The sequence below is a fragment of the Marinobacter sp. NFXS11 genome (assembly GCF_040148675.1).
In the GTDB taxonomy this organism is placed as follows: Bacteria; Pseudomonadota; Gammaproteobacteria; order Pseudomonadales; family Oleiphilaceae; genus Marinobacter.
The window spans coordinates 1,003,605-1,027,677 of record NZ_JAGDDV010000002.1; the positions used below are offsets into that span (position 1 = coordinate 1,003,605).

23 protein-coding genes are annotated in these 24,073 nt (G+C 58.5%); 12 read left to right on the forward strand and 11 right to left on the reverse strand.

What is annotated here, in order from left to right:
- Nucleotides 1-210 precede the first annotated feature (210 nt).
- Together J3362_RS19820 and J3362_RS13595 are read right to left on the reverse strand one after the other, a co-directional pair.
- Nucleotides 211-537, reverse strand: a complete 327-nt coding sequence (locus J3362_RS19820) for a hypothetical protein (RefSeq protein ID WP_502882434.1) — start codon at nucleotides 535-537, stop codon at nucleotides 211-213.
- On the reverse strand, nucleotides 516-1,655 hold the full coding sequence (locus tag J3362_RS13595) for a lysozyme family protein (RefSeq protein WP_349520357.1): 1,140 nt from the start codon (nucleotides 1,653-1,655) through the stop codon (nucleotides 516-518). Before J3362_RS13595 ends, J3362_RS19820 begins: the two co-directional genes overlap by 22 nt.
- A 52-nt stretch (nucleotides 1,656-1,707) precedes the next feature.
- Here J3362_RS13595 and J3362_RS13600 point away from each other — a divergent pair, with 52 nt between their 5' ends.
- Together J3362_RS13600 and J3362_RS13605 are read left to right on the forward strand one after the other, a co-directional pair.
- On the forward strand, nucleotides 1,708-3,195 hold the full coding sequence (locus J3362_RS13600; protein ID WP_349520358.1) for an amidase: 1,488 nt from the start codon (nucleotides 1,708-1,710) through the stop codon (nucleotides 3,193-3,195).
- Nucleotides 3,196-3,326: 131 nt separating this feature from the next.
- Nucleotides 3,327-3,944 carry a hypothetical protein gene (locus J3362_RS13605; protein WP_014579014.1) on the forward strand — a complete coding sequence of 206 codons (618 nt, stop codon included), beginning with the start codon at nucleotides 3,327-3,329 and terminating at the stop codon, nucleotides 3,942-3,944.
- Nucleotides 3,945-3,961: 17 nt separating this feature from the next.
- Here J3362_RS13605 and J3362_RS13610 read toward each other — a convergent pair whose 3' ends face one another.
- The 4 genes from J3362_RS13610 to J3362_RS13625 form a co-directional block, all read right to left on the reverse strand.
- Nucleotides 3,962-5,092 (reverse strand): HupE/UreJ family protein, encoded by a 1,131-nt coding sequence (locus J3362_RS13610; protein ID WP_349520360.1) that lies wholly within the window; start codon nucleotides 5,090-5,092, stop codon nucleotides 3,962-3,964.
- Nucleotides 5,089-6,132 carry a tetratricopeptide repeat protein gene (locus tag J3362_RS13615; RefSeq protein ID WP_349520361.1) on the reverse strand — a complete coding sequence of 348 codons (1,044 nt, stop codon included), beginning with the start codon at nucleotides 6,130-6,132 and terminating at the stop codon, nucleotides 5,089-5,091. The genes J3362_RS13610 and J3362_RS13615 overlap by 4 nt, the downstream gene beginning before the upstream one ends.
- A 151-nt stretch (nucleotides 6,133-6,283) precedes the next feature.
- Nucleotides 6,284-6,520: a hypothetical protein gene (locus J3362_RS13620; RefSeq protein ID WP_349520363.1), complete on the reverse strand. Its 237-nt coding sequence runs from the start codon at nucleotides 6,518-6,520 to the stop codon at nucleotides 6,284-6,286.
- Nucleotides 6,521-6,533: 13 nt separating this feature from the next.
- Entirely contained in the window at nucleotides 6,534-8,018 is a 1,485-nt protein-coding gene (locus J3362_RS13625; protein WP_349520364.1) for a DUF4331 domain-containing protein, read from the reverse strand.
- A 153-nt stretch (nucleotides 8,019-8,171) separates the two neighbouring features.
- Here J3362_RS13625 and J3362_RS13630 point away from each other — a divergent pair, with 153 nt between their 5' ends.
- Both J3362_RS13630 and J3362_RS13635 read left to right on the forward strand, forming a co-directional pair.
- A complete protein-coding gene (locus J3362_RS13630) occupies nucleotides 8,172-8,729 on the forward strand; it encodes a sigma-70 family RNA polymerase sigma factor (RefSeq protein WP_349520366.1) in 558 nt (185 codons plus the stop codon).
- The gene (locus J3362_RS13635) at nucleotides 8,726-9,427 is read left to right on the forward strand and encodes an anti-sigma factor (protein ID WP_349520368.1); all 702 of its coding nucleotides are present in this window, start codon (nucleotides 8,726-8,728) and stop codon (nucleotides 9,425-9,427) included. The genes J3362_RS13630 and J3362_RS13635 overlap by 4 nt, the downstream gene beginning before the upstream one ends.
- 7 nt (nucleotides 9,428-9,434) lie before the next feature.
- On the opposite strand, the gene J3362_RS13640 is transcribed toward J3362_RS13635, so the two are convergent.
- Nucleotides 9,435-10,856 (reverse strand): HDOD domain-containing protein, encoded by a 1,422-nt coding sequence (locus J3362_RS13640; protein WP_349520370.1) that lies wholly within the window; start codon nucleotides 10,854-10,856, stop codon nucleotides 9,435-9,437.
- 210 nt (nucleotides 10,857-11,066) lie between these two features.
- Between J3362_RS13640 and J3362_RS13645 the strand changes: the two genes are divergently transcribed.
- From J3362_RS13645 to J3362_RS13655, 3 genes are all read left to right on the forward strand, one after another.
- Nucleotides 11,067-12,074, forward strand: a complete 1,008-nt coding sequence (locus J3362_RS13645) for a methionine ABC transporter ATP-binding protein (protein ID WP_349520371.1) — start codon at nucleotides 11,067-11,069, stop codon at nucleotides 12,072-12,074.
- On the forward strand, nucleotides 12,074-12,739 hold the full coding sequence (locus J3362_RS13650) for a methionine ABC transporter permease (RefSeq protein ID WP_349520373.1): 666 nt from the start codon (nucleotides 12,074-12,076) through the stop codon (nucleotides 12,737-12,739). The genes J3362_RS13645 and J3362_RS13650 overlap by 1 nt, the downstream gene beginning before the upstream one ends.
- A 188-nt stretch (nucleotides 12,740-12,927) precedes the next feature.
- Nucleotides 12,928-13,710, forward strand: a complete 783-nt coding sequence (locus J3362_RS13655; RefSeq protein WP_349520374.1) for a MetQ/NlpA family ABC transporter substrate-binding protein — start codon at nucleotides 12,928-12,930, stop codon at nucleotides 13,708-13,710.
- 112 nt (nucleotides 13,711-13,822) lie between these two features.
- Here the strand turns inward: J3362_RS13655 and J3362_RS13660 are convergent, their stop codons facing one another.
- Together J3362_RS13660 and J3362_RS13665 are read right to left on the reverse strand one after the other, a co-directional pair.
- Nucleotides 13,823-14,476 (reverse strand): peroxiredoxin, encoded by a 654-nt coding sequence (locus tag J3362_RS13660; protein ID WP_349520376.1) that lies wholly within the window; start codon nucleotides 14,474-14,476, stop codon nucleotides 13,823-13,825.
- A 122-nt stretch (nucleotides 14,477-14,598) separates the two neighbouring features.
- A complete protein-coding gene (locus J3362_RS13665) occupies nucleotides 14,599-15,960 on the reverse strand; it encodes an alanine/glycine:cation symporter family protein (RefSeq protein ID WP_349520377.1) in 1,362 nt (453 codons plus the stop codon).
- A gap of 182 nt (nucleotides 15,961-16,142) precedes the next feature.
- Here J3362_RS13665 and J3362_RS13670 point away from each other — a divergent pair, with 182 nt between their 5' ends.
- Nucleotides 16,143-16,574: a CBS domain-containing protein gene (locus J3362_RS13670; protein WP_148609786.1), complete on the forward strand. Its 432-nt coding sequence runs from the start codon at nucleotides 16,143-16,145 to the stop codon at nucleotides 16,572-16,574.
- Between the two features lie 29 nt (nucleotides 16,575-16,603).
- On the forward strand, nucleotides 16,604-17,446 hold the full coding sequence (gene fghA, locus J3362_RS13675; RefSeq protein WP_349520378.1) for an S-formylglutathione hydrolase: 843 nt from the start codon (nucleotides 16,604-16,606) through the stop codon (nucleotides 17,444-17,446).
- A 14-nt stretch (nucleotides 17,447-17,460) separates the two neighbouring features.
- On the opposite strand, the gene J3362_RS13680 is transcribed toward fghA, so the two are convergent.
- A complete protein-coding gene (locus tag J3362_RS13680) occupies nucleotides 17,461-18,585 on the reverse strand; it encodes an HD-GYP domain-containing protein (RefSeq protein ID WP_349520379.1) in 1,125 nt (374 codons plus the stop codon).
- A gap of 275 nt (nucleotides 18,586-18,860) precedes the next feature.
- Between J3362_RS13680 and J3362_RS13685 the strand changes: the two genes are divergently transcribed.
- Nucleotides 18,861-19,871, forward strand: a complete 1,011-nt coding sequence (locus J3362_RS13685) for a GGDEF domain-containing protein (RefSeq protein ID WP_349520380.1) — start codon at nucleotides 18,861-18,863, stop codon at nucleotides 19,869-19,871.
- Here J3362_RS13685 and J3362_RS13690 read toward each other — a convergent pair.
- Nucleotides 19,835-21,256, reverse strand: a complete 1,422-nt coding sequence (locus tag J3362_RS13690; RefSeq protein ID WP_349520381.1) for an MATE family efflux transporter — start codon at nucleotides 21,254-21,256, stop codon at nucleotides 19,835-19,837. The two genes, J3362_RS13685 and J3362_RS13690, sit on opposite strands and share 37 nt — an antisense overlap.
- An 85-nt stretch (nucleotides 21,257-21,341) precedes the next feature.
- Between J3362_RS13690 and J3362_RS13695 the strand changes: the two genes are divergently transcribed.
- Nucleotides 21,342-22,214, forward strand: coding sequence for a carboxylate/amino acid/amine transporter (locus J3362_RS13695; protein ID WP_349520382.1), 873 nt, complete (start codon nucleotides 21,342-21,344; stop codon nucleotides 22,212-22,214).
- A gap of 152 nt (nucleotides 22,215-22,366) precedes the next feature.
- A complete protein-coding gene (locus J3362_RS13700; protein WP_349520383.1) occupies nucleotides 22,367-23,941 on the forward strand; it encodes a methyl-accepting chemotaxis protein in 1,575 nt (524 codons plus the stop codon).
- The last annotated feature ends 132 nt before the right edge of the window (nucleotides 23,942-24,073 follow it).

Here is a 24,073-nt window from a genome sequence, read left to right on the forward strand (position 1 = left end):
GGGGATAAAAGCCAAAAATTTGAGGTTCGGCGAGTGTTCGCTTTTGTTTAAAAGGGCCTGCTTTTTTAGCTAGCAGTAATTCAGAAACTTGCCTCACCAAAATCTGGACGCTCACGTCAGACTATAGTTGGATCACTATTAGCAGTGGATTGGCTCAGTAGTGAAAAATTTATGCTTCAAAAATTTGAAAAGTTGTGGGTAAATTCACAACTATTTCCCCGGCACACTTGCGAAGGTTCGATGGACCTCTGCTATGTAGATGGCTTCGTCATATATCGGCTCGGATTGGGGCGATGCACGTGTATGATCCGGAAGAAGAGCTAAGCAGCATAGATTGCTATTTGATAGTCCTCCTAATCCTTGCACCGGGATAATGGCCGCGGGTGGCATCCAGCTGGCCATCAGTACCAGCAGCAAAACCCCGCCGCCGGCGCCGAGGCTGGCGGTGATCATTGAAGTAATGGTGGAGCTGGCAAGCAGGAAAACGGCGACTGGAAGGCTGAGGCTTTCAGGTATCAGTTGGTTGAGTACTTCCATTCACAAAATTCCGTTGATTTCAGTTTGGCCGTGCGACACAGGGCCTCGGTTGCCAGCTGAACGTCGGCCACATAGTAGAGCGAGGCAAGTCCCAGACGGTCCCGCCCCAGGTTGTGAAAAATCAGGCCGAAAGCAATATCACCGGCGGTGAAGCGTTCATGGTTTGCGGCAAAATACTCGGCTGGCTGCGCCAGTACAGGATCGTCCAGAAGCGCCTGCACCCGTCCGGCGCCGCCATGATACGCCTGAACCAGCAGGAGGGTGAATAATCGGTCTCTTTTGGCCTCAGGCAAATGGCCAAAACGTTGCTGGAAAACCGGTGCCAGATTACGGGCATTCTGGTTCATCAGGCGCAGGGCACAGTCTATCTGTGCCAGTCGGTGCCAGAAATTGTCCGGGGCAATCTCGCAGTCGGACAGGGCAGCTGGCGACAGCTGAAGGATTCCCCTGGCGTTGGCCCGGGAGTGGGCCCTCGCCTGGGCTCCACTTTCGATCAGGATCTGGCCGGCCAGGTATCGGGGCAAGGCTTGCGGCAGGGTAAGGCGATTCTGGTTGCTGCGGTGGTTGTAGACGTACATGAGCGCGTCATGCAGGCTTTCCGGCGCACCACTGGTAGCAAAACTGAGGTCGTCCCAGGCGCCCCAGATCCGGTCCGCAGGCAGGGTGCCAAGATAGCGGGCAACGGCTTCATCCACGTTAACATGAGGCTGATCGCAGGAAAGGGCGAATGGATAACCGGTCTGGCCCGTCTCGCCAGGCACCCAGTCTTCCACCTTGTTATTCTCAAACAGTGATTGTCGCGTGGCATTCAGCAGGCGCTGGGTGGCCTCACGGTCATCACCGTCACTGATCCAGGCCAGAAACCGGCCGCGCATGTCATAGAGAACATGTCGATCAGCACTGGAGCAATAGCCGGATTCCTTGAGCACCCAGCGCCTTATGGTGAGGATGTTCTCGAAGACCCCCTGACTGACCCAGTAGGGTGACGTCCGGACAACACGGGTCCACTCGCTGTTCTCGCTGGAGTCAGGTTGGGCCTCCTGCGCGCTCGCAGCGACCGATGCCGTCAGGATGAAAATCACGGCAAGCTGGCGTAAGCTCTTGAGAAATCTGATCATAGACGTTATACCCGTGACCTTCCTCGAATCAGAATAACAAATGGAACCTGCCATGAAGCAATCCGAGTACCTCCGTTACGATGCAACTGCTCTCGCTGATCTTATCCGCCGCGGCGCCGTCACTTCCCGGGAAGTATGCGAGGCGGCGGTGGAGCGGGCAACCCGCGTAAACGGCAAACTCAATGCGATCTGTTATCCCCAGTTCTCCGAAGCGCCAGCTCAGCGCTTCCCCGAACAGGGCGTTTTTGCGGGCGTCCCCTTGCTGCTCAAGGACCTTGCCCAGGAACAGGCAGACCACCCGTGTACCTACGGAAGCCGGGGCATGACGAAGAATATAGCCTCCCGGGACTCGGAGTTTGTTCGTCGGGCCCGGGATGGTGGCCTGGTATTCCTGGGGCGCACCGCCACGCCCGAGTTTGGTCTGAAAGCGGTTACCGAATCCGAGCTCTGGGGGCCTACCCGTAACCCCTGGAACACCCAGCTCACCCCCGGTGGCTCCAGTGGCGGTTCCGGCGCGGCGGTGGCGGCGGGTATCGTGCCAATGGCGGGCGCCAACGATGGTGGCGGCTCCATCCGTATTCCTGCCGCCTACAACGGGTTGTTCGGACTGAAACCCTCCCGTGGTCGCATCTCTTCGGGGCCATTCATGGGCGAAGCCTGGACAGGCGCCTCTACCGATCATGTGGTCAGCCGAACGGTCAGAGACAGTGCCGCGATGCTGGATGTGCTCAGTGGTCCGGCACCGGGGGATCCCTTTGTGATTCCGCAGCCGCCGGCGCCGTTCGCTGAGCTGGTGCAGCGGTCCCCCGGCAGCCTGACAATCGGTGTGTTTACCTCGTCGCCTTATAATACGGAGGTGGCCCCCGAGTGCGTTGCTGCCGTCGAGGAAACCGCCAGGGTTCTCGAGAGTCTCGGTCACAAGGTTGAATACGCTGCGCCGGAGTACGATGGCATGGCCCTGGCCCGTTGTTATCTGGGACTGTACTTCGGCGAAGTGTCTGCCCTGATGGCGAAGGCGAAAGAACAATTCGGTGCTGCCGACAGTGATTTCGAGCTGGATACCCGGTTAATTGGCATGCTGGGAAACACCATGCCGCTCTCCGATTACGTTCGCCGGCGTCAGCAATGGAACGAATTTGCCCGGGCCCTTGGCGTGTTCTTCGGCCGTTACGATCTATATCTGAGCCCCACTACCGGGCAGTTGCCTGCGGCTATCGGGGAGCTGGAAACACCAGCCCATCTCAAGCTCGCCGCCCGCCTGATGTTGAAACTCAATGCCGGTAAACTGGTGCATCGAACCGGCCAGGTGGACCAGATGGCGCTGGAAAGCCTGGCGCGAACCCCCTTTACCCAACTGGCCAATCTCACCGGAACGCCGGCCATGTCGGTGCCCATGCACTGGACCGCCGAAGGTTTGCCGGTGGGTGTGCAATTGGGCGGTCCCCACGGCGCCGAGGCGACCCTGCTGCAGCTGGCGGGGCAGTTGGAAGAGGCGAACCCCTGGTTTGGCAACTACGAAAGGCTTGAGGATGCGTTCTGATTAATGCGGGGGTTGTGATCCGGCAGGTCAAACTCCACGTTTATCTTTGTAGCCGTAACAGGCTATGCTGTTAGTCAGGAAGACCCCTTCTTCCTGATAGATCCTGATGGCATCGAGGAGGCGAGCGTATTATGAACCAACCGATGGCAATCGATGAACTGGTATCAGTAGCACAAGCCGAGGCCATGGGGGAGCTAGACGCCCCGATGATGGCCATCGTCCTGTCCAGTGAACAAAGCTACGACTTGCCCATCAATTCCCTTGAAACCGATGCCGACAAGGCCCGCTGGGGTTTGATCCTCCGCGCTGCCCGCGAGCATGTGGAAGCGGATGCCGTGGCCGTGCTCTACCCGGCCTGGACCACCATCCGTCACAAGAAACCAGAAGTGGAGGCCGAAGCGGCTCCCGAAACTCTTGCGGAGGAATCTGAAGGTTCTGATGATTCAGACGGACCTATAGACACCCTGTTTGTGCAGCTGCACACCAGGGATCACGTTTACTGGCGGGGTTTTGAGCAGATTCGGGATCCCAAGCACCAGCGCATTATCGGCTTCCGCCGGATCAAGGCGCTGTCCACCGATTACAAACGAGACGAAGCGCCTTCCGTCGCCTCCTGGCTGAGCACCCTGTTCGAGCCGCTGCCGGAAGAAGGCGAAGAGACCACGGTAGACCGCGAACTGGCCGACCTGCTGGAAGAGCCGGAAGTCAGTGCCGCACTTTACCCGCGCCAGATGCGGGCCCTGCACTAAGGTCATCCGGCGCGCGCTCAGAATAGGGGCGCGCGCTGGACAACCCAGTACAAGCTGACCGCGCCGATGCCCGCCAGTAACACTGGCACAGCAGCCTGCCGGTAAACTTGGCTTTTTCCCAGGTAGTACAGTATCGGAAATCCCAGCACCAGCAGAGCCAGTTGCCCCAGCTCCACACCCAGGTTGAAACCTGCCAGCGCTACCGCCAATCCGGATACACCACTGGTGAGATCGCCGAGGACACTGGCAAAGCCGAAACCGTGCACCAGACCGAACCCGAAAGCCAGCTTCCATGTCTTGTTTCCTAGCACCGGCCAGGCAACGTTCAAGGCCGCCAGGCCAATTGAAAGCGCGATAACCGTTTCCACCCACGCTATCGGCAGGGCAACGATATCCAGGGCGGCGAGGGCAAGCGTGATGGAATGGGCCAGCGTAAAGGCAGTGATAATGCCGGCCAGATCCACCAGACGAGCACGCAAGCAGGGTGCTTCGGTGCTGGATTTCCTGCTTTTGTAGGTTGCAAGAGTTGCCGGAATGGTCAGAACCAGCAGAAACAGAATATGATCGAGTCCGATCAGCAGGTGGATGACGCCCTCGTGAACGAAGGTTGTGAATACACCGAAATAACCTGCGTCGTGCTCGCTTGAGAGATCGAGTGTTCTGGCGTTGGGGCCCAGGACAGCGAGACGTTCCTGACCGCCCTGGTCAAGGCTAACAAGGCCCCGATGCAAGGCATCCTGCTCAAACAAAAGGTTGTACTCCATTTCCACAGGTGGCCCACCATCCGGGCACTCGATAGAGTATCGTGCAGCAGCATATGAGCCGTCGCTGTGCTGACTGACGCCCCATTCCCTGCCGGAAAGGGTGCAGATTCCACTGGTGTTCGAGAGGGTAAGTCCAGACTCTACGGTTCGCGTGATCTCTGGTCTTGCCTGTCGCAGCTCCAGGCCCGACACCTGACGATCGCCGTTGGAATCAATGCCGGTCAGCAACGCCAGGTCCCGCAATGCAACATCAATACGCAGCTCCGCAGGGCCGCTATCCAGGTAAAGAAAGCTGTCGCTGGCCTTGTGGGCCAAGGCCACGGGGCTGGCTGTTACCAGCGCCAACGTCAGTAAAGCAAGCCAGATCCTTTTTGTTACCGTCATTGCTCAAACTCCGGATAGCGGGCATCGCGCTGCCCCTGCTCTCTGAGCCAGTCCCTGACGTTCTGGTATTCAGCTATGTCGTTCGCGGCGAGGGACGATCTCAGTAGCAGGCGTGTGTCCAGAGGCTCCCTCTGGTTCTGCCAGTTCTCAATTGCCAGTTCCAGAGCCTCTTGTGGCTGGCCATCTACATCCAGGAGAAATCGCGCGGCATCCCTGGCATGCAATAGGGCGCCTCGCCAGCGGGCCTCTTGAAAGCGTTGTCGCAAACGATCGTTCAGTCCGTCACTGTCCGGGTGTCCCATGCGCGCCATGGCAATGGCGCGAATCACGGCCAGCGTGTCGACCGTGTCGAACCCGTCGGTCAGCGTCAAAACGCGTTCAAAATTAGTCTGCGCAAGGTGCCAGTCGGCGAGTTGGGCTCTGATATACAAGTCATCCGGGGTTGCCACAAGCACCCTGTGCCAGTGCACCTGGGCTTGAGGAAGCCCCGCCTGAGCGGCGATGTCTCCGAGCGTGCCTTCGGTCCAGAGTCGACTGGTTGAATCGGGCCGCTGGCGTTTGCTTGTCTCGACAAGCGCCAGGGCCAGGCTCGCGTAGGCTTGTTCCGGGTTGGCTGTCCTCGCCTCTGCGGAAGCCAGGCAACTTGCTGCTACAAGGCCGGGGTAATCAGCTTGAAGTGCTTTGCACTGTTTTATGGCGACGTCATATCGACCTTGCACAAGCTCGAGGTTGGCCAGCGTCAGGCGAGCCTGGATACGTTGTTCCGCGTCTGAGGACGTGGTGAGCACCTGTTCGAGATCCGATCTTGCCGGTTCAAATTGATGAAGGCTTTGGCGCAGAGTTGCCCGGAGGACCCGGAGACGGTCGGTCAGGTGTTCTTCTGACCACTCGTTGATCAGGGTCTGGGCATATCCCAGGTACCGCGGGTCGCCACTGGTTCTCGCCTGAGTGATCAGCCTTTGCAGGTGGTTTCCAGCCTCTTCGGCCGAGCCTGTGTTCTGTCGGATGTCCGGGGCATTTCGAGGCAATTCGGCGAGCACCTGTTCATTCCTGAAATCGGTGATGATTGGGCTGGGCGCTGCCTGTAACTGAAATGGCACAAAGGCCGTGATGAGCCAAAAAATCCTGCCCCGAAGGGCAGGTAAACGGAAGGCCGCGCCGCTGATGCGGGGAGTCCGGCCACGTAGGGTTTTATTGAAGCAGATCATTGTAGGCCTGCGGATTATTCTGGTCATTAAAACTCAGATCGACCCCGTTGACGCCTGCCGGCTCGGCAGTGTCACTGGTCCGGGCGAACTGCGTTTTTACGAATGCCGTGAAATCGACGCTCGGCGCCGGCGCTTCCGCACGGCTGCTTGAGCCATCAAAGCAGCCGGTCATAAACAGCGCGATTGCTCCGACTGCCGAAATCTTAGTAAATGCCCTCATAACCATCTCCCGATTACTGATTGGGTGAACCGGCGATGGGGGTCGCCAGGTAAGGGAAGGACTCATAATCTGCCGGCAGGTTGGCAGGGTCCGATGCCAGCTGGACGCCGTCGGTGTACTCAAGGGTGCCATCCGGCGCGTCGGCGGGATCTGCCAGCACACCCATCGCTACCCGGAGCGCAATGTCGACGGTATCGTCATAGGGCCGGCGGCCATTCGGGAAGCCGGCGTTATCGCCTGCCAGCACACCGAGGTCGTTCTGACTGCCCAAAGATGTGGGTGCAATGGAGGGTGTCAGCCGCAGCATCTCGGAGGCCGTAACGCCAACGGGCATATTGACGCCGGGCACGCCTGTCAGGAATGCCGTGACAAGGTCATTGCGGGGGAAATTGTTCGGCGCGGTCACCGGGAAAAGCACTTCCAGAAGCTCGGGCAGTGTCGGGTGGGTCACATAGGTGGCGAACTGCCCATCATCCTTGGGTTCGCTGGCGTTGAACCGATCCTTGTCCTTGAGACCGATGACCACTTCGTTCACCAGTGGCATCCCGAGGCGGGAAACCTGGGTATAGGCACCACCTTCAACGGTTGCGCCGCGACTTTCGCTACCAGGGGCCGGGTTGATTACCCGTGCCTGGCGAACGCTGGCGGTTGTCCAGGCGCCGATTACCGGCTGGCCGTTGGAATTCATGGCGGTGCCGGTCAGGCACTCGGTGGGCACTTCCAAGGCAAAGGACGTCACGTTTTTATCTGCCAGATCCCCCGGCCCCTCACCATCCCGGGCTCCAAGGGGGTTGGTGTTCACCAGGTCAAAAATTTCCCCCAGGTTTACCGCAAACGCCTCCTGACGCTGGCCGACGAAAACACGACCATTGGTGCCGCAACCCGGAATATTGATATCAAATACATGCTGGTTCGCGTAACCGGCGTAATCACTGAATGACTTTGCTCCGATGTTATCCAGCGGTTTTTCGAAGGTTTCGGTCCCCGTGTTCACGTTGGTCGCGGTTTGCACGGCACCTGTCCGGCGATCACCTGTAACGACATCCACCGTGTAGGTCTGGCGCAACTGAACGTTACCGTCATCACTGGCGTCGCCAATATTTTTCAGGGGCACGGAGACCATACGCTGGTCGCCATCCGGGCCGACTGGCAGTTGGATGTCATTGAGGTTGTCCTCCAGTTGGAACCGGAACGTCAGATCCTCGACGGCATCGCCATTGTTATCGACGTGTATCTCATAAATGGCATCGTCATCCAGATCGAAATAGTTGGGTCCGCCATAGGCATCCTGCAGGGGCAGGTAATTGGCAATCAGGGTGACGAAATCGCCCCGGCCGGTTTCATAGCTCCGGAACATGTAGAAGTCGGTACCGTCCACCTTTGGAACTTCGGTGATGAAGGGTGCTTCACGGTGGCTTGAGGCCTGGGCAAGACCGGTAGCAAGGCAAGTTCCGGCAACGGCGATTGCGAGGCCGGACCGTTTGATCATTGTTTTCATCTTGCTTTCCTCTCTGTTTGAGTACGTCGGAGTAAGAAACGGACGGGGGTGTCGAAAAGTTGCACCGGTCAGGAAAAAATCTTTTCTGATCGGCGCAACTTCCGTTTCCGTGGGCCCGTACCTTGCGCATTAACCATAAAAACGAGGGTGTTTATGGCTTCTGCCGAGGTAGATCAGGACGAACTGATGCGACTGTTGCGTTCAGTGGCGAGGAAGGATCGACACGCATTCCAACAACTCTACAGCCAGGTAGCGGCGAGAATGTTTGGCCTGTGCGTCAAATTGGCGAGCCATCGCGAGTTGGCGGAAGAAGCGATGCAGGAGAGCTTCATACAGATCTGGCATCACGCGGGCGAATACCACCGTGATAGGGGTGCGCCCCTGGCCTGGATGATGACCATTGCCCGGTACCGGACTCTCGATTTGATGCGCGCCCGAAAGGTCCGGCAGACCGCCGGAGATGAGCACCTCGAGCAGGTTGCAGACAAGCGGGCCGGGCCCCTGGATGATTCGCTGCGCACCTTTGGCTCGGCCCAGTTGACCGGCTGCCTGGAGGAGCTGAGCGATGTCCAGCGGGACAGCATTCTGCTCGCCTATTACAGGGGCTTTACGCACGATGAATTGTCGGAAACCCTGCACTCGCCGGTCGGAACCGTGAAGAGCTGGATCCGCAGGGGACTCATGGCGCTGAAGAGGTGTCTTGAACGATGAGAAAATCACCCGAACGAGTCGAAATTCTTGCCGCGGAATATGTTCTAGGGTCTCTCAATGGCCCTGCCCGCCTGCGATTTGAAGGCTGGATGATGGAGTCAGGCCGCGTCCGACAGGAGGTTTGGTTCTGGGAGCAGCAGCTCGGCGCATTATCGACGGCAGCACCGGCGCAAGCGCCACCATCCCGGGTTTGGTCAGGCATTCAGGGGCGGCTGTGGCCCGAACAGGCCACGGCGACCGCCCCGGCCGCATCAAAAGCCGGTTGGTTCTGGCCAGGCTGGAGTTTGGTGGCAACCGCTGCGGCATTGCTTTTCGCGGTTCTGTTGCTCCAGCAGCCGTCTCCTGGTTTGGAACGGCCCCTGCTGGCGGGGGCGATCATCAAGGCAGGCATAGGCGATCCGCTGTGGCTGCTGAGCGAAGCCGGTCCCGGCAACCTGCTGAAGTTGCGCTCTGTTGCAGCAGGCTCTGCGGAGTCGGGCAAAGATTACGAGCTATGGGTGGTGCCAGAGGAAGGTGAGCCTCTGTCTCTCGGAGTCCTCCCGGCGGGTGAAACCCATGAGGTGGCGCTGTCAGTTGAAGCACAGAGTTCCCTGACCCGGAACCGGACCCTTGCCATCAGTCTTGAACCCGAGGGTGGTTCGCCGACAGGGGGACCAACCGGGCCGATTCTGCACGTTACCAAGCTCTACAAGCTCTGAACGGGTGCTAGTGGGTTGAGAGTAGTGTGAGGCAAAGCTGCGCGTTCTGGATAAAATGGCCGAAGGCTGATAACTGCTCTTTTGATGGCATGTAAGCACCGGCTGCATTGTCGGCATAGAACAGGCCGATCAGCCGGCCATTTGCCTTGATCGGACCAATCAATGCCGGGACTTTGCCCAGCCAGCGATCGTAGGCCACGCCTTCGGGGTTTGGCCTGGGCTCGAAGATACTGCAGTGGGCATGGGGTAGAAGCGAGCCCAGTGGCCCGGTTCCGTCCTTGGGAATCACAAAGTGTTCACGCCATTCCTCGGTGCCGCGACCGCCGAGTTTTCGGGGCACCAGTTCGTTGCCGGTGCGGTCACTCATCAACAGGGCCACCCGCTGCATGCCTATCGCCCGGTGGATACCCTCAATCACCAGCTGACATACCTCGTTGATATCTGGTTTCTCGGCGAGGCAATGGCTTAATTCGCGCAGGATTTCCAGCTGAAGCTCCGCATCCATGTCCGGCGCCCTCGCTCCGGTGTCGCCTGATTTGCCCTCGGCGCCCGGCATCATGGCGGTGACTTGCGGAATTCCCAGGGAAACGGCCACGCGGGTGGCCTCCGATGCGTTCACCTTGAGCTGGTCGCGAACCACCGCCGGGGGCTCACCAATATCCCTGCCCAGGCGTTCCAGTACCTTGTCCATGTCCGGACCACTCCAGCCCTGTTCCGAAAGTCGGGCCATTTCCACAGAATTTCGCACCAGGCTCGAGGCCATGGAATTGGCCTGTCCCGGAGAAACAACATCCCTGATAAATGGCCCGAGGGACCAGGCATCTACAAGACCGCGGGTGATTTCGGTAAACGTTGAGTGCAGCACGGCTTTCTGGGCTTCAACCGGAGGTTCCTCAAGCCGCAGGCGTTCCTCGAGTTCCGTCGCCTGTTCTGTCTCGCAGGACCAGAACGCCAGCTCGCCGATGTTCATCAGCAAGGCCCCGATAAAAACCTCTTCCAGGGCCGTTTCATTCCGTTTGGGCATCAGACACCGGGCCTGAACCGCGGCGTGAATGGCCCGGGCCAGGCAGCGTAAGAGGTGCGGGCGGTCGTTGCGTTTCAGGAGCGCGTCGACGATCAGCGAGGAAATAGCCATGGATTTCACGGCATCGAAGCCGATCAGGGTAATGGCCCGGCTGACCGTGCTGACCTGAGTCCGCGTCTGGTTGTAGAACACAGTATTGGACAGCCTCAGCACCTGGGAGGTGAGCTGGGCATCGTTGAGAATGACGTTGGCCAGTTCGTTAACCGTGCTGTTTCGGCTGTCGGTCAACTCATTGATGCGCTTGAGAGTGTTGGCAAGAACCGGTAGCTCGACCTTGCTGAGATAAGTGACCCATGCCTGGGTGGAGTTCATCCGTGAGGGCGTTGGCTGTTTTTCAATGGTCACGTTTTGGCATCTCTGGATGGCGTGGCTCTCGAAACTGAGGAAATTTAAGGTTCTTCTGACATCCAAGTTTAGTTCAGGGCTGTGGCGGATGTCAGGTAACCGTTTGTGTAGGGACATCTACCCACACTGAGAATCATTCCGGAATTCGGGTTTGACGACGGTATGGGCTATAATCGCCGGTTTTAACGCTGCACCCACAAGGCGCTGACCGTGATTGTATTTGACCAGGTACAGAAGTCGTATCAGGTAGGCGGCCGGGCGATCCCCGCGCTTCATCCCACCGATATGACCATTGAAACCGGCGAGGTATTCGGCATCGTTGGCCATTCCGGCGCCGGTAAATCGACGCTGGTGCGTCTGATCAACCTGCTGGAACCACCCACCGGCGGCCGTATTCTGATCGACAACGAGAACATCACCGACTACGACGCCGCCGAACTCCGCGCCTTTCGCCGCAAGGTGGGAATGATCTTCCAGCACTTCAACCTCCTGTCCTCGAAAACCGTGGCGGACAACATTGCCTTCCCGATGAAGCTGGCGGGCATCTACTCGAAGAACGAGATCCGGGACAGGGTTCAGGAATTGCTCGCCCGAGTCAGCCTTAGCGATCAGGCGAACAAGTACCCGTCCCAGTTATCTGGTGGCCAGAAGCAGCGTGTGGGTATTGCCCGCGCCCTGGCCTGTCGCCCGACGATCCTGCTCTGCGACGAAGCCACCAGCGCCCTGGACCCGCAAACCACCCAGTCGGTTCTGAAGCTGCTGGCAGACATCAACCGCGAACTGGGCCTGACCATCGTCCTGATCACCCACGAAATGGACGTGGTCCGCCGAGTCTGCGACCGGGTGGCGGTGATGGACGCCGGTGAAGTGGTTGAAATGGGCCCGGTCAGCGAGGTGTTCCTGCACCCGAAGCACCCGACCACACGAGACTTTGTCTTCGAGAGCGAAAGCATTGACCGGGACGAACTCCAGGAAGACCTGAGCAAGGCCGACGGCCGCATCCTGCGCCTGACCTTCAAGGGCGAATCCACCTACAAACCGCTGCTGGGCAGCGTTGCCCGGGAATCCGGTGTGGACTTTAGTATCCTCTCTGGTCGTATCGACCACATCAAAGACACACCCTATGGCCAGCTGACCCTGTCACTGGTGGGCGGTGATCTCGATGTGGCCATGCAGGCGCTCAAAGCCGCCGACGTTCACGTGGAGGTGTTGCGCTGATGGAAGACCTGTTAAGCAATGTAGACTGGAACGAAATCGGCTGGGCCAGCTGGGACACCTTGGTCATGGTGGGTATGTCCCTGCTGTTCAGCGTTCTGATCGGCCTGCCCATCGGCGTTCTGCTGTTCCTGTTCGGCAAGCGCCAGCTGCTGGAACAGCCGGTGGCCTATGCGGTGCTCTCGTTCGTGGTGAACGTACTCCGTTCCGTGCCGTTCATCATCCTGCTGATCGTAATGATCCCGTTCACCGTAATGCTGATCGGCACGTCGCTGGGCGTTGCCGGAGCAATCCCGCCGCTGGTGGCTGGCGGCGCGCCGTTCTTCGCACGGTTGGTGGAAACCTCCCTCAGGGAAGTGGACAGAGGCATCATCGAAGCTACCCAGGCCATGGGCGCCAGCGTAAAACAGATTATCTTCGGTGCCCTGTTACCGGAAGCGCTTCCGGGCATCATCGCCGGCATTACCGTTACTGCAATAACGCTGGTGTCCTATGCGGCCATGTCCGGAGTCATAGGTGGCGGCGGTCTTGGCGATCTGGCAATCCGCTTCGGCTATCAACGATTCCAGACGGACGTGATGGTCATTACAGTCGCTCTACTGGTTATTTTCGTACAGGTGCTGCAGATGGTCGGCGACCGTCTGGTTCTGTACTTCAGCAGAAAGTAGAAAAGCTGGATATAGGCCGGTGAGCGGTCGGAGTACCCTTCCGAAAACGTGGAGCGCCAAGGATGGCGCGACCGAGCCCCACACGGACGTATTCACGGGCGTTTTTCGGAAGGGTACTCCGACCGACCGCCGGCCGTACTCCGAACCCGAACTCATTTGTTCAAGATGCTCAACAGGAGAATCGATCTATGAATCTGAAGAAAACACTCGCAGCACTGGCTGCAGCAGCTACTTTCTCCGGCGCCGTCGCTGCCGAAGAGCTCTCTGTTGCCGCCACTCCCGTGCCTCATGCCGAGATTTTGGAATTCGTGAAGCCTCAGCTCGCCGAGCAGGGTGTAGAGCTGGACGTGAAGGTTTTCACTGATTACATCCAGCCAAACATCCAGGTGGACCAGAAGCGGATGGACGCCAACTTCTTCCAGCACAAGCCTTATCTGGACGAGTTTAATGCAGGCCGTGGTACCGACCTTGTAACCGTAGCCGGTGTCCACGTGGAGCCGTTCGGGGCCTACTCCAGTAAGATTGATTCGCTGGACGCACTTGAAGACGGTGCGGTCGTCGCCATCCCTAACGATCCCACCAACGGAGGTCGTGCCCTGCTGCTGCTCCAGAAGGCGGGTCTAATCACCCTGAAGGACGAGAGCAAGATCACAGCGACACCCCGTGATATTGCCGATAACCCGAAAGACCTGGACTTCAAGGAGCTGGAAGCAGCCACATTGCCGCGTATCCTTAATCAGGTAGACTTGGCGCTGATCAATACCAACTATGCCCTGGAAGCGGGTCTTAACCCGACAGAAGATGCACTGGTGATTGAGGGTTCAGATTCGCCCTACGTGAACATTCTGGTGGCACGTCCGGACAACAAGGATAGCGAGGCTATGCAGAAACTGGCTGCGGCGCTGAAGTCTGATGCGGTTCGCGACTTCATCATGGAGAAGTATGAGGGTGCCGTTGTTCCGGCATTCTGATAATTGAAGTATCGGCGTCGGATGAAAGCGTTCGTCTGACCCCGCTTTCACAAAAAAGGCCGGACAGCTGCTTAAGCTGCCCGGCCTTTTTATTTAGCCTGGAGGCTGGTGATCAGTCACCGCTCCAGTTGGCTTTCGGGTCTGGTGTCATACGCAGGTAGGATTTCACCGCCTTGTAGCCTTTCGGGAAGCGTTGTTTGATCTCGTCTTCATCCTGCAGGGACGGGACGATAACCACATCACCGCCACGCTCCCAGTTGCCCGGTGTGGCGACCTTGTGCTCGTCGGTCAGCTGCAGCGAATCGATCACCCGCAGAACTTCGTTGAAGTTACGACCCGTGCTGGCCGGGTAGGTAATCATCAAGCGAACCTTCTTGTTCGGGTCGATCACGAACAGGGAGCGCACGGTGAGGCTGCTGTCGGCGTTGGGGTGAATCATGTCGTACAGCTGCGACACCTTGCGGTCGTGGTCCGCGATGATCGGGAAGTTTACCGAGCAGCCCTGGGTTTCGTTGATGTCCTTGATCCACTCCTGGTGGGAATCGACCGGATCAACGCTCAAGGCGATGGCCTTGACGCCGCGCTTGGCGAACTCATCCTTCAGCTTGGCGGTCAGGCCCAGTTCGGTGGTGCAGACCGGGGTGAAATCCGCCGGGTGCGAGAACAGCACGCCCCAGCTGTCGCCCAGCCAGTCGTGAAACGAAATTTTCCCTTCACTGGAGTCCTGTTCAAAATCGGGGGCGGTATCTCCGAGACGTAAAGTCATGTGTACTCTCCTTTGATCATGTTAGTGACAATTTCGTTTGTTATTCCGGCCTGAAAACTGCCGGGTTATGTTCTGAGTGTATACGACAAATCTTGGTGCCAGGTGAGGCAATTACAAGGGGGTCAGACCCCCAACGCCTTCTCCTTCTCAAAGTGCTCCCGGGTGAGTTTGAACACAACCGGGCTGAGCATCAGCAGGGCAATCAGGTTCGGAAGCGCCATCATGGCGTTCAGAGTGTCTGCCACCAGCCAGACGAAGCCCAGATTCAGGGTGGCGCCCACGGGGATGGCAAGAATCCACGCAATCCGGTAAGGCACGATCGCCTTTACGCCGAACAGGAACTCGATGCAGCGCTCACCGTAGAACGACCAGCCCAGAATGGTTGTGAACGCAAAAACCGCGAGGGCAATGGCTACAAGATAGTTGCCAACGCCGGGAAGCGCCTCCTGGAATGCCATGGAAGTCAGTGCCGCCCCGGATTCTCCGGAGGTCCAGGTGCCGGACGTGATAATCACCAGCCCGGTAATAGTGCAGATAACAATGGTATCGATGAAGGTGCCGAGCATGGCCACCATTCCCTGATTGATCGGGTTGCGGGTCTGGGCGGCGGCATGGGCAATCGGTGCGGAGCCCAGGCCGGCTTCATTCGAGAAGATGCCACGGGCCACCCCGAAGCGGATGGCTGCCCAGACTGCCGCACCGGCAAACCCACCCTCGGCGGCGATGGGGCTGAAGGCATGTTTGATCACCAGAGAAAAAGCGGCTGGAATGTCGGCGGCGTTGATAGCCAGTACCACAAGCCCGGCGACCAGATAGGAAACTGCCATCAACGGCACCAGGGCGCTGGCGACATGGCCAATCCTGCGGATACCGCCGATCAGGACCATACCCACCAGAACCATAAGAACGAGGCCGGTCACCCAGTGCGGCAGCCCAAAGTTGGTCTCCATGACATCGGCAACCGAATTTGCCTGCACGGTATTACCGATGCCGAAACCGGCGATGGCGGCAAAGACGGCAAACAGGACGCCAAGCCAGGCCCACTTGCGGCCCAGGCCGTTGCGGATGTAATACATGGGGCCACCGACGTGATCACCACGTTCGTCCACTTCCCGGTAACGCACAGCAAGCACCGCCTCGGAATACTTGGTAGCCATGCCGACCAGGGCAGTAAGCCACATCCAGAACAGGGCGCCGGGGCCGCCCAAGAACACCGCAGTGGCGACCCCGGCAATGTTGCCTGTGCCAACGGTGGCAGAGAGCGCTGTCATCAACGCCTGGAACGGCGGGATTTCACCCTCGGATTCGGCACCGGCGGCGGAGCGGCCCTTCCACATGAGCCGGAAACCTGCGCCCAGTTTCAGAACCGGTATCAGTTTGAGCCCGAGGCTGAGGAACAGGCCGACGCCCAGAATGAGAACCAGCATGGGCGGGCCCCAGACCAGCCCGTTGATCTGGCCTACGAATTCAGAAATAGCTTCCATGGGATCTCCCCCTGTCTGCCATGGATTGGTTTGGATTTTTGACCCGGATTGGGTATAACCGGCTGAGTTTAGTCAGATATTTTGCCGTGTAAACCGATGGTCCAGGAAAAGTGGTGGATTCTGAAGTGATTGCCTATGCTCATTACAATGGCGATCATCCACCAAGGAGAGGGATTCTGCCCATGCGTTCACTGAAAGTGTCAGATGTCATGTGGAACCACATCGAGCCAATCCGTTGTGGCACGCAGCTCACCAAAGTGGTGAAGACGCTGCTCCACAACCACGTGACTGGTCTGCCGGTCGTTGATGACCAGCGCCATGTGATCGGTTTTATCTCCGAGCAGGATTGCATCCATGCCCTGCTGGTCAGCGGCTATCATCGGGAGGGCGACCCGCTCGTTGACGATGTTATGTTCCGGAAACCGGTCACGATTTCGGCAGAGATGTCGGTGGTCGATCTCGCCCAGAACCTCGGTGCGGGCAAGCCAAAAGTGTACCCGGTTGTGGATCACGGCAAACTGATCGGGATTGTCACGCGTACTGCTATCCTGGCCGAGCTGGCACGCACCGGTTTTGGTCTGGAGCCGCCAAAGCACGCCAGTGCCGAATACTGAAACACACTTTTCCCAGAATTGAGGACACTATGGAACTCCTATCCACGAACGTCAGTTTCGAAGGCGAGCACCGCCGCTACCGGCATACTTCCGCTACCCTCGAATGCGACATGGAGTTTGCGGTGTATCTGCCGCCCGTGGCTGTGGGCTCCAACCCGAAGAAGGTGCCGGTCCTCTACTGGTTGTCAGGGCTGACCTGTAATGACCAGAATTTCATGCAGAAAGCCGGCGCCCAGAAACGGGCGGCGCAGCTGGGCATGGCCATCGTTTGTCCTGACACCAGCCCCCGTGGAGTGAACCTGCCGGGTGAGGATGACAGTTATGACTTTGGCTCCGGCGCCGGCTTCTACATCAACGCCACCGAGCAACCCTGGGCACCCCATTACCGGATGTACGACTATGTGGTGAAGGAATTGCCGCAGTTGATCGAGAATGAATTGCCGGTAACAGACAAGCGCTCCGTCAGCGGCCATTCCATGGGGGGCCACGGCGCTCTGATCTGCGCGCTGAAAAACCCCGGCCGCTATGCTTCAGTGTCGGCGTTTGCGCCCATCGCCAATCCCACCGAGTGCCCGTGGGGCCAGAAAGCCTTCAAGGGCTATCTCGGAGATGATCCGCGCAGTTGGGAAGAATGGGATGCCACCCTGCTGATTCCAACCGCTCGGGAGCGGCTGCCGCTACTGGTGGACCAGGGCACTGCGGACGAGTTTCTGGACAGCCAGCTGAACCCGGATGCTCTGGCGGACGCCTGTGAGAAGTTCCACCATCACATCAACCTGCGCATGCATCGAGGCTATGATCACAGCTATTTCTTTATTGCCTCGTTCATTGATGATCACCTCGATCATCATGCAAAAGCACTGGGTTTATAACGGGGTGACGACGGTCAGGAGCGGAAGCCCCAGACCAGGCTGAAGTCCATGGAAGGCATGACTTCAGGCTCTTCCAGAGCCTGGATGCCAAAGTCCGGCTCGCTGGTATCCCGCTCGAAGGTACCGGTGTAACGGTTGCCTCGGGGGCCGAAGATGGCTTTAACGAAAGGCCCCCGGGCCCGAACCGGCCGGCGGGTAACCACGCCTACTTCGTTGTTTTCCAGACGCACCAGTATGCCAGGTGGATAATCGCCTAGAATCTGCAGCAAGGCCTTTGGAATGGCCGGGCGGAATTTGCCGTCGGCCAGGTTGGCAATCAGCTTTCGGGCGTCGGCCACGTTCATGCGCTGCCGGTAGGCACGCTTGGTGATCATGGCCACGTACCGCTCAGCCAGCGCCAGGATTTCCGCTTCCGGCCGTATTTCGGTGCCACTCAGACCTTTCGGATAGCCGCTTCCGTCGGCTTGCTCATGGTGTTGCGCAATGATGGTCAGCAACAGCTTGTTGTCGATACCCGCGGCCTTCAGGGCCTGGATGCTGCGTTCGGGGTGTTTGCGAATGACGCCGCGCTGTTCATCGTTCAGCACTGTATTGGACGCATTAAGCTTGTCGGCGATGGGCACGAGGGCAAGATTGGCGGTAAGGGCGGCGGCAGTCAGTACTGCCACCCTTTTCTCCTCCAGGCCGAATTGCCGGCCAATGAACTGGCAAAGAATGGCGTAAAACAGGATCTGTTCGTGAATGACCGGGCCGATTGAGTAGAGGTGAACCAGTGCCAGGGTTGCATCTGGTGATTCCGTGCAGGTGCGCTCGATCATCCGGGCCAGGCCGAGCAGCCGTTTTTGGGCCGAAGGATCGGAATCGGTAATGGCTTTCAGGGTTGCTTCAAGGGAATGGAGCAGGTCCGGGTAATCGGCAAACGGGTTCCTATCCCTGGTATCCTCGAACACTTCTTCCTGAGGGCGCTCGATCTTCCGAGGTTTGAATCGGCCCCGCTCGAACAATTGTTCCAGCTGGGAATCTGTCTGAATTACATAGCCCTGGCGCAGAAGGATATTGCCGTCTGCATCGTAGACGTCCCAAGGTAGGGGCCGGCCGATGGTCAGCGCGCCGGGTGCGATTCGGACAAGTTCGGTCAAATCAGGTGTCTCGGGTACAGGTTAATTGTGTCGCCAGTGTAACCCCGAATGCGGCTGAGGCTCCACAGAAGAGGCTTGGCTCTGGCCAAGAAGCAATGCGGTTTTACCTTATTTTACCGCTGGCCTGTTTCGGGATACATAAAAATGAGCAGGCGTTCACACTTTGTCTTTTTTGATAGAGAATATGTAAAGAATCGTTGTCCTTTAACGATCATTCAAATTGGTTGGGCTATTCTGGAATTCAGGATAGTACTTTTGCCGGACGAAAACGCTAAATGCTCCATCGCCTCAAGACCGATTTCCGATTATCGATCATCACCCTGTTGGGGGTGAGCGCATTTCTGGGAATTACTCCGTTTGCCGTGATGCGCTACCTGCAGGGAAATCTGTTGGCCGGACTGGTGGATACAACGATTCTTCTCGGTATCTGCTCTGCCCTGGTCTATGCATGGGTAACCGGGGACACGCGACGAAGTGGCGTGGTTGTCGCCAGTGTTGCTTGTGGCGGCGCGGTCGTCGTGGGCATTGTGGTAGGCGAGCCGGGACTCTTCTGGCTATACCCGTGTCTTGTCACTACCTTCTTTCTTGTTAATCCCAGGATTGCGGTATCTCTGAACATTGCCTCGGTCATTGCCCTGATGGTTCATGGTGGGGCTTTCCGCTCTGATGTCCAGATGTGGTCGTTTGCTTCAACGGCATTTGTGGTCAGTGCCTGTGCCTATGTCTTTGCCCACAGGAACCACGATCAGCGGGAGCGTCTGGAGCATCTGGCAACGATCGATCCGCTGACCGGCATCAAGAACCGGCGCTCGATGGATCAGGAACTGGATCTGGCGGCGGCGGGTGCCGAGCGCACAGGCTTGCCCTACGCCCTGGTTATGCTGGATATCGATCATTTCAAGAAGATCAACGACGAACATGGCCATGGCGTGGGTGATGGCGTGTTGACCGATCTTGTGGCCCTGCTGAAACAGAACACCCGCAAATCAGACCAGCTGTTCCGGTACGGCGGTGAAGAGTTTGTATTGCTACTGCCGGGCGTCGACGGAATTGGCCTCGAGGCAGTTATGAACAACCTGCAGCAAGTGCTGCGCAAATACATGAAGTACCCCGGCGGTTCGGTTACGGCCTCGTTCGGCGTGGCGCTGCTTGAGCATGGCGAGAGCGTGGATAGCTGGCTGGCCCGAGCGGACGCGGCGCTCTACGAAGCCAAGGAAGCCGGCCGGGATCGCGTCGTATTTGCGGATCTTCAGCGGGCGCCGGAGCTTGCGGCCGAAACGGCCTGACCGTCATTCGGTGCATATAGAAAAAGCCTCCATCCCAGCAGAATGCTGGCGGACGCTAGCCCGCCAGTCAGACCTACCCAGAAGCCGGCTGCGCCGATGGCCGGTACCAGCCAGTCCATGAAGGTCAGCACATACCCCAGTGGCATGCCTACACCCCAGAATGAGAAGAGCATGATGAACATCGGAATGCGGGTATCCTTGTAGCCCCGCAAGGCACTGATGCAGGTTACCTGGATAACATCGGCAATCTGGAACAGGGCCGCGAACATCAGAAGCCTCACGGTGACCGCCTGTACCTCGGTATCACTGGTATAGAGTGCTGCGATTTCCCGGGAGAATACAAACAGCAGTATCGCGAAGACCAGCGCTGTGGCAGCCGCCAGAATCAGTGAACTTCGGGAGATAAGTCGTGCGGTGGCGGGCGCCCGGGCGCCCATAAGGAAGCTGACCCGGAGGGTCAGCGCCATACCGATGCTCAACGGCAGCATGAACAGTAAAGACACCACGTTAAGGGCAATCTGGTGCCCGGCCACGACCACCGGGCCAAGGGGCGCCAGAAACAGTGCAATTACCGAGAACAGGCTGGCCTCGACAAAGATGGTGAAGCCGATGGGCACGCCGATGCCGAGGATGTAGCGCATGCCTGCCAGGTCCGGCTTCACCCAATCGGCAATCAGGTGGAACTGACGGTAAACCCGGCTTCGATTCAGATACACGAGCAGTGCCGCTGCCGCGACACCATTGGAAATGGATGTGGCCCAGCCACAACCAACACCGCCCATCGCAGGCAGCCCCAGCTTTCCGTAGATGAAGATGTAGTTCATGGGCAGGTTGATCAGTGTGCTGAGTACAGAGAACGCCATGATCACGCGGGTGTGCCCGAGGCCATCGGTCAGGCCCCGTAGTGCCGTCATTAACAGTAGGGCCGGGATGCCCCAGGCGAAGGCGTTGAGGTAGCCCTGGGTGATGCGGGCGGTCTTGGCTTCCAGGTTCAGAAGCGCCAGCACCGGGTGCACGTGGGTCAGCAGCAGGATCATGATCACGGACCCCGCGGCGGCCAGGTACAGCCCCTGCCAGGTTGCAGGCATGATTTTCCCCACCTCCCGGGCACCGTTGTAGCCGGAAATAATGGGTTGCAGCGCCCCCAGCATGCCCATGAAAAACAGGAACAGGGGCATCCACAGGCTACTACCAATACCCACTCCCGCAAGATCCTCGGCACTCGCGTGGCCGGCCATTATGGTATCGATCACCCCGTTGGCCATCTGGGCGAGCTGGGCGATAAGGATCGGCCCGCCCAGAATGGCAAGGGTTCGCCACTCTGTCAGCGTTCTGGTGACTAGCGGCTGGCGGGATTCCGGTAATGGCTGGTGGATCTCATCCATGGGGTGTTATCCCGTGTTTCTGCACTGCAAGTTTCTCCGAAAACCGTTAAAGTACGCGCCTTGATCACAACAGATGGCAGTGGCGATGGGACTTCTGGTTTTTGTTACCGTTCTGTGGGCGTTTTCATTCAGTCTGATCGGCGAATTTCTGGCCGGCCAGGTGGACAGCGATTTTGCGGTGCTTAGCCGTGTTCTGCTCGGTGCCCTGGTCTTTCTGCCGTTTATCCGCTGGCGCGGCGTGGCTTCCGGACAGAAGCTGGGCATCCTGGTTACCGGCATGTTGCAGTTCGGGATTACCTATCTCTGTCTGTACCGGTCCTTTAGCTACCTGACCGTCCCGGAAGTCCTGCTGTTCACGATTTTCACTCCGCTGTATGTGACACTGCTGGATGACGCCCTGTTTCGCCGGTTTTCACCGGTGGCGCTCCTGGCTGCAGCCATCGCAACTGTCGGGGCGGGTATCATACGCTACGACGGGCTCAGTGAGGACTTCATCACCGGCTTCCTTTTGCTGCAGGTGGCGAATTTTACCTTTGCCGCCGGCCAGGTAGGTTACAAGCATGTGATGCAACACTACCAGAGTGATTTGCCGGCCTACCGCACCTTCGGCTATTTCTTCTTTGGTGCCCTGATCATAGCGCTCCCGTCCTTCCTTATATTCGGCAATGCCGACAAGCTACCGACGACCTCCGTGCAGTGGGGCATTCTCGCGTGGCTCGGTCTGGCAGCTTCCGGACTGGGTCTGTTCCTGTGGAATCGCGGTGCCTGTGTGGTTGACGCCGGCACCCTGGCCATCATGAACAATGCCCTGGTGCCTGCGGGCCTGATCGTGAACCTGCTGATCTGGAACCGCGATGCCGATCTGCTCAGGCTGGCCATTGGGGGTGGGGTTATTGCCTTCTCCCTCTGGGTAAACGCTCGCTTCCATCCCCGGGCCCGGCTGGCGGTTTCCACATAAGTACCTGCACGGACTAAGGTTCCGTTTACGGCTGCCGTTACACTCCTCATACGCAGGGTAACCTTTGATGAATATCAATGATGTTCATCGGGGCTTACCCTTGTTCGCCCATATCTATTCCCGTGGTCAGCTCCGAGTCAGAAGGTCCGTTTATGCGCAAGAATCTCCCGGTTACCCAGCGTGAAGTCAAAATGCGGAAAGGCGGGCGGTTGATTACCACCACGGACGTGAAAGGGGTGATCATCTACTGCAACGAAGAGTTTGTGGAAATCAGTGGTTTCTCCCGGGAAGAACTGGTTGGCCAGGCTCACAACATTATCCGCCATCCGGACATGCCCCAGGCCGTATTCAAGGATATGTGGGATTACCTGAAGGCCGGCAAGGCCTGGATGGGTGTGGTGAAGAACCGGGCGAAGAGCGGCGACCATTACTGGGTCAGTGCTTACGTTACGCCGATCCGTGAGAACGGCCAGATGGTGGGCTTTGAGTCGGTTCGGGTCGAGCCGACGCGCGAGCAGATCGCCAGGGCCGAGCGGCTGTATGGCAAGATTTCTGCCGGAAAGATGACCTCATCCTTCAGCAACCGCGCCTTGTCGATGCTTCGTTCCGGCTGGCCATTCCTGGTCTCCCTGGTGTTGAGCCTGGGGGCGCTTCAGCTCAACCAGCCCTGGCTGGCAGCGGGCCTGGTCGTGATCGGTCATGCCCTGGGGTTCGGCCTGGTGTTCAGTTCCCTGGCCGCTCGCTTGCGCAAGCTGCTGGACCTTCGCCCAGATGCCTTCCGCGATCCCATTGTCGCCCGTACCTACAGCGACGAGCGCGGACTGTTCTCGCAGCTGTCGCTATTGCTGGTCAGTGAAGAGGCCCGGGTTCGCACGGCCCTGGCGCGGATTGATGACCAGGCAGAATTGCTCTACGAGCAGGCGAGGGCTTCCCACGGCTATATTAGCGATGGCGCGGCGGCGATCGCCCGGCAGCGGGCGGAAACCGACCAGACCGCCTCGGCAATCAATGAAATGACCGCCTCAATTCAGGAAGTGGCCGAGTCGGTGACCAGCAACGCCCGTGAAGCGGAAGAGGCCAATCGTCTGGCTGGTGTGGGCAGCGACCGGAGCGCTGAAGCGCTGGTTGCGATTGAAGAGCTGGTAACCCGTGTAAACGGAATCGGTTCGACGATCAGCAAGCTGGGTGAGTCCACTAACAGCATCGGTGAAGCCGCCAACCTGATTTCCGAGATTGCCGAGCAAACCAATCTTCTGGCATTGAACGCGGCTATCGAAGCGGCGCGTGCCGGTGAGCAGGGCCGCGGTTTTGCAGTGGTAGCGGATGAGGTGCGCTCACTGGCCCGCCGGACCCGGGAATCCACTGTGCGGATCCAGAACGTGATCGATGATTTCCGTCAGCAGGTGGACTCGGCGGTTCAGGCAACCCGGGACGGTGAGGCTGTCGCCGGTCAGGGCCTTGAAAAGGTGCGGGAGGCCGAGAACTCGCTGCGCGATATCGTGACCTCGATCCAGACTATTTCCGACAGCTTTATCAGTATGTCTGCAGCCTTCGAGGAGCAGAGCCAGGTGTCCGACGAGATCAATCGCCAGATTACCAATATTGCCGAGCTGGCCGATCACAGTGATGCCCAGGCCGACTCCGCCAAGCAGAGCAGTGACCGGCTCAGCGCCATGTCCCGTGGCCTGAAAGACTTGATCGCCAGGTTTATCAGCAAAAACGGCTAGTTAGCTTTCCCTTCCTTGCCCTCCCGCCGGATCATCCCGGCCCGGGAGGGCGCCAGCACTGGCATCGACGCGCCAGTGCTGGCAGAATCCCGCCCCAATTGCCCCGGCAACGCCGTGGCTATCCCTTTTTGA

Bases quoted from the DNA above. Each gene is read 5' to 3' on its own strand.
- J3362_RS19820 (WP_502882434.1), bottom strand. From the start codon at position 537: ATGGAAGTACTCAACCAACTGATACCTGAAAGCCTCAGCCTTCCAGTC.
- J3362_RS13595 (WP_349520357.1), bottom strand. From the start codon at position 1,655: ATGATCAGATTTCTCAAGAGCTTACGCCAGCTTGCCGTGATTTTCATC.
- J3362_RS13600 (WP_349520358.1), top strand. From the start codon at position 1,708: ATGAAGCAATCCGAGTACCTCCGTTACGATGCAACTGCTCTCGCTGAT.
- J3362_RS13605 (WP_014579014.1), top strand. From the start codon at position 3,327: ATGAACCAACCGATGGCAATCGATGAACTGGTATCAGTAGCACAAGCC.
- J3362_RS13610 (WP_349520360.1), bottom strand. From the start codon at position 5,092: ATGACGGTAACAAAAAGGATCTGGCTTGCTTTACTGACGTTGGCGCTG.
- J3362_RS13620 (WP_349520363.1), bottom strand. From the start codon at position 6,520: ATGAGGGCATTTACTAAGATTTCGGCAGTCGGAGCAATCGCGCTGTTT.
- J3362_RS13625 (WP_349520364.1), bottom strand. From the start codon at position 8,018: ATGAAAACAATGATCAAACGGTCCGGCCTCGCAATCGCCGTTGCCGGA.
- J3362_RS13630 (WP_349520366.1), top strand. From the start codon at position 8,172: ATGGCTTCTGCCGAGGTAGATCAGGACGAACTGATGCGACTGTTGCGT.
- J3362_RS13635 (WP_349520368.1), top strand. From the start codon at position 8,726: ATGAGAAAATCACCCGAACGAGTCGAAATTCTTGCCGCGGAATATGTT.
- J3362_RS13650 (WP_349520373.1), top strand. From the start codon at position 12,074: ATGGAAGACCTGTTAAGCAATGTAGACTGGAACGAAATCGGCTGGGCC.
- J3362_RS13655 (WP_349520374.1), top strand. From the start codon at position 12,928: ATGAATCTGAAGAAAACACTCGCAGCACTGGCTGCAGCAGCTACTTTC.
- J3362_RS13660 (WP_349520376.1), bottom strand. From the start codon at position 14,476: ATGACTTTACGTCTCGGAGATACCGCCCCCGATTTTGAACAGGACTCC.
- J3362_RS13665 (WP_349520377.1), bottom strand. From the start codon at position 15,960: ATGGAAGCTATTTCTGAATTCGTAGGCCAGATCAACGGGCTGGTCTGG.
- J3362_RS13670 (WP_148609786.1), top strand. From the start codon at position 16,143: ATGCGTTCACTGAAAGTGTCAGATGTCATGTGGAACCACATCGAGCCA.
- fghA (WP_349520378.1), top strand. From the start codon at position 16,604: ATGGAACTCCTATCCACGAACGTCAGTTTCGAAGGCGAGCACCGCCGC.
- J3362_RS13685 (WP_349520380.1), top strand. From the start codon at position 18,861: ATGCTCCATCGCCTCAAGACCGATTTCCGATTATCGATCATCACCCTG.
- J3362_RS13690 (WP_349520381.1), bottom strand. From the start codon at position 21,256: ATGGATGAGATCCACCAGCCATTACCGGAATCCCGCCAGCCGCTAGTC.
- J3362_RS13695 (WP_349520382.1), top strand. From the start codon at position 21,342: ATGGGACTTCTGGTTTTTGTTACCGTTCTGTGGGCGTTTTCATTCAGT.
- J3362_RS13700 (WP_349520383.1), top strand. From the start codon at position 22,367: ATGCGCAAGAATCTCCCGGTTACCCAGCGTGAAGTCAAAATGCGGAAA.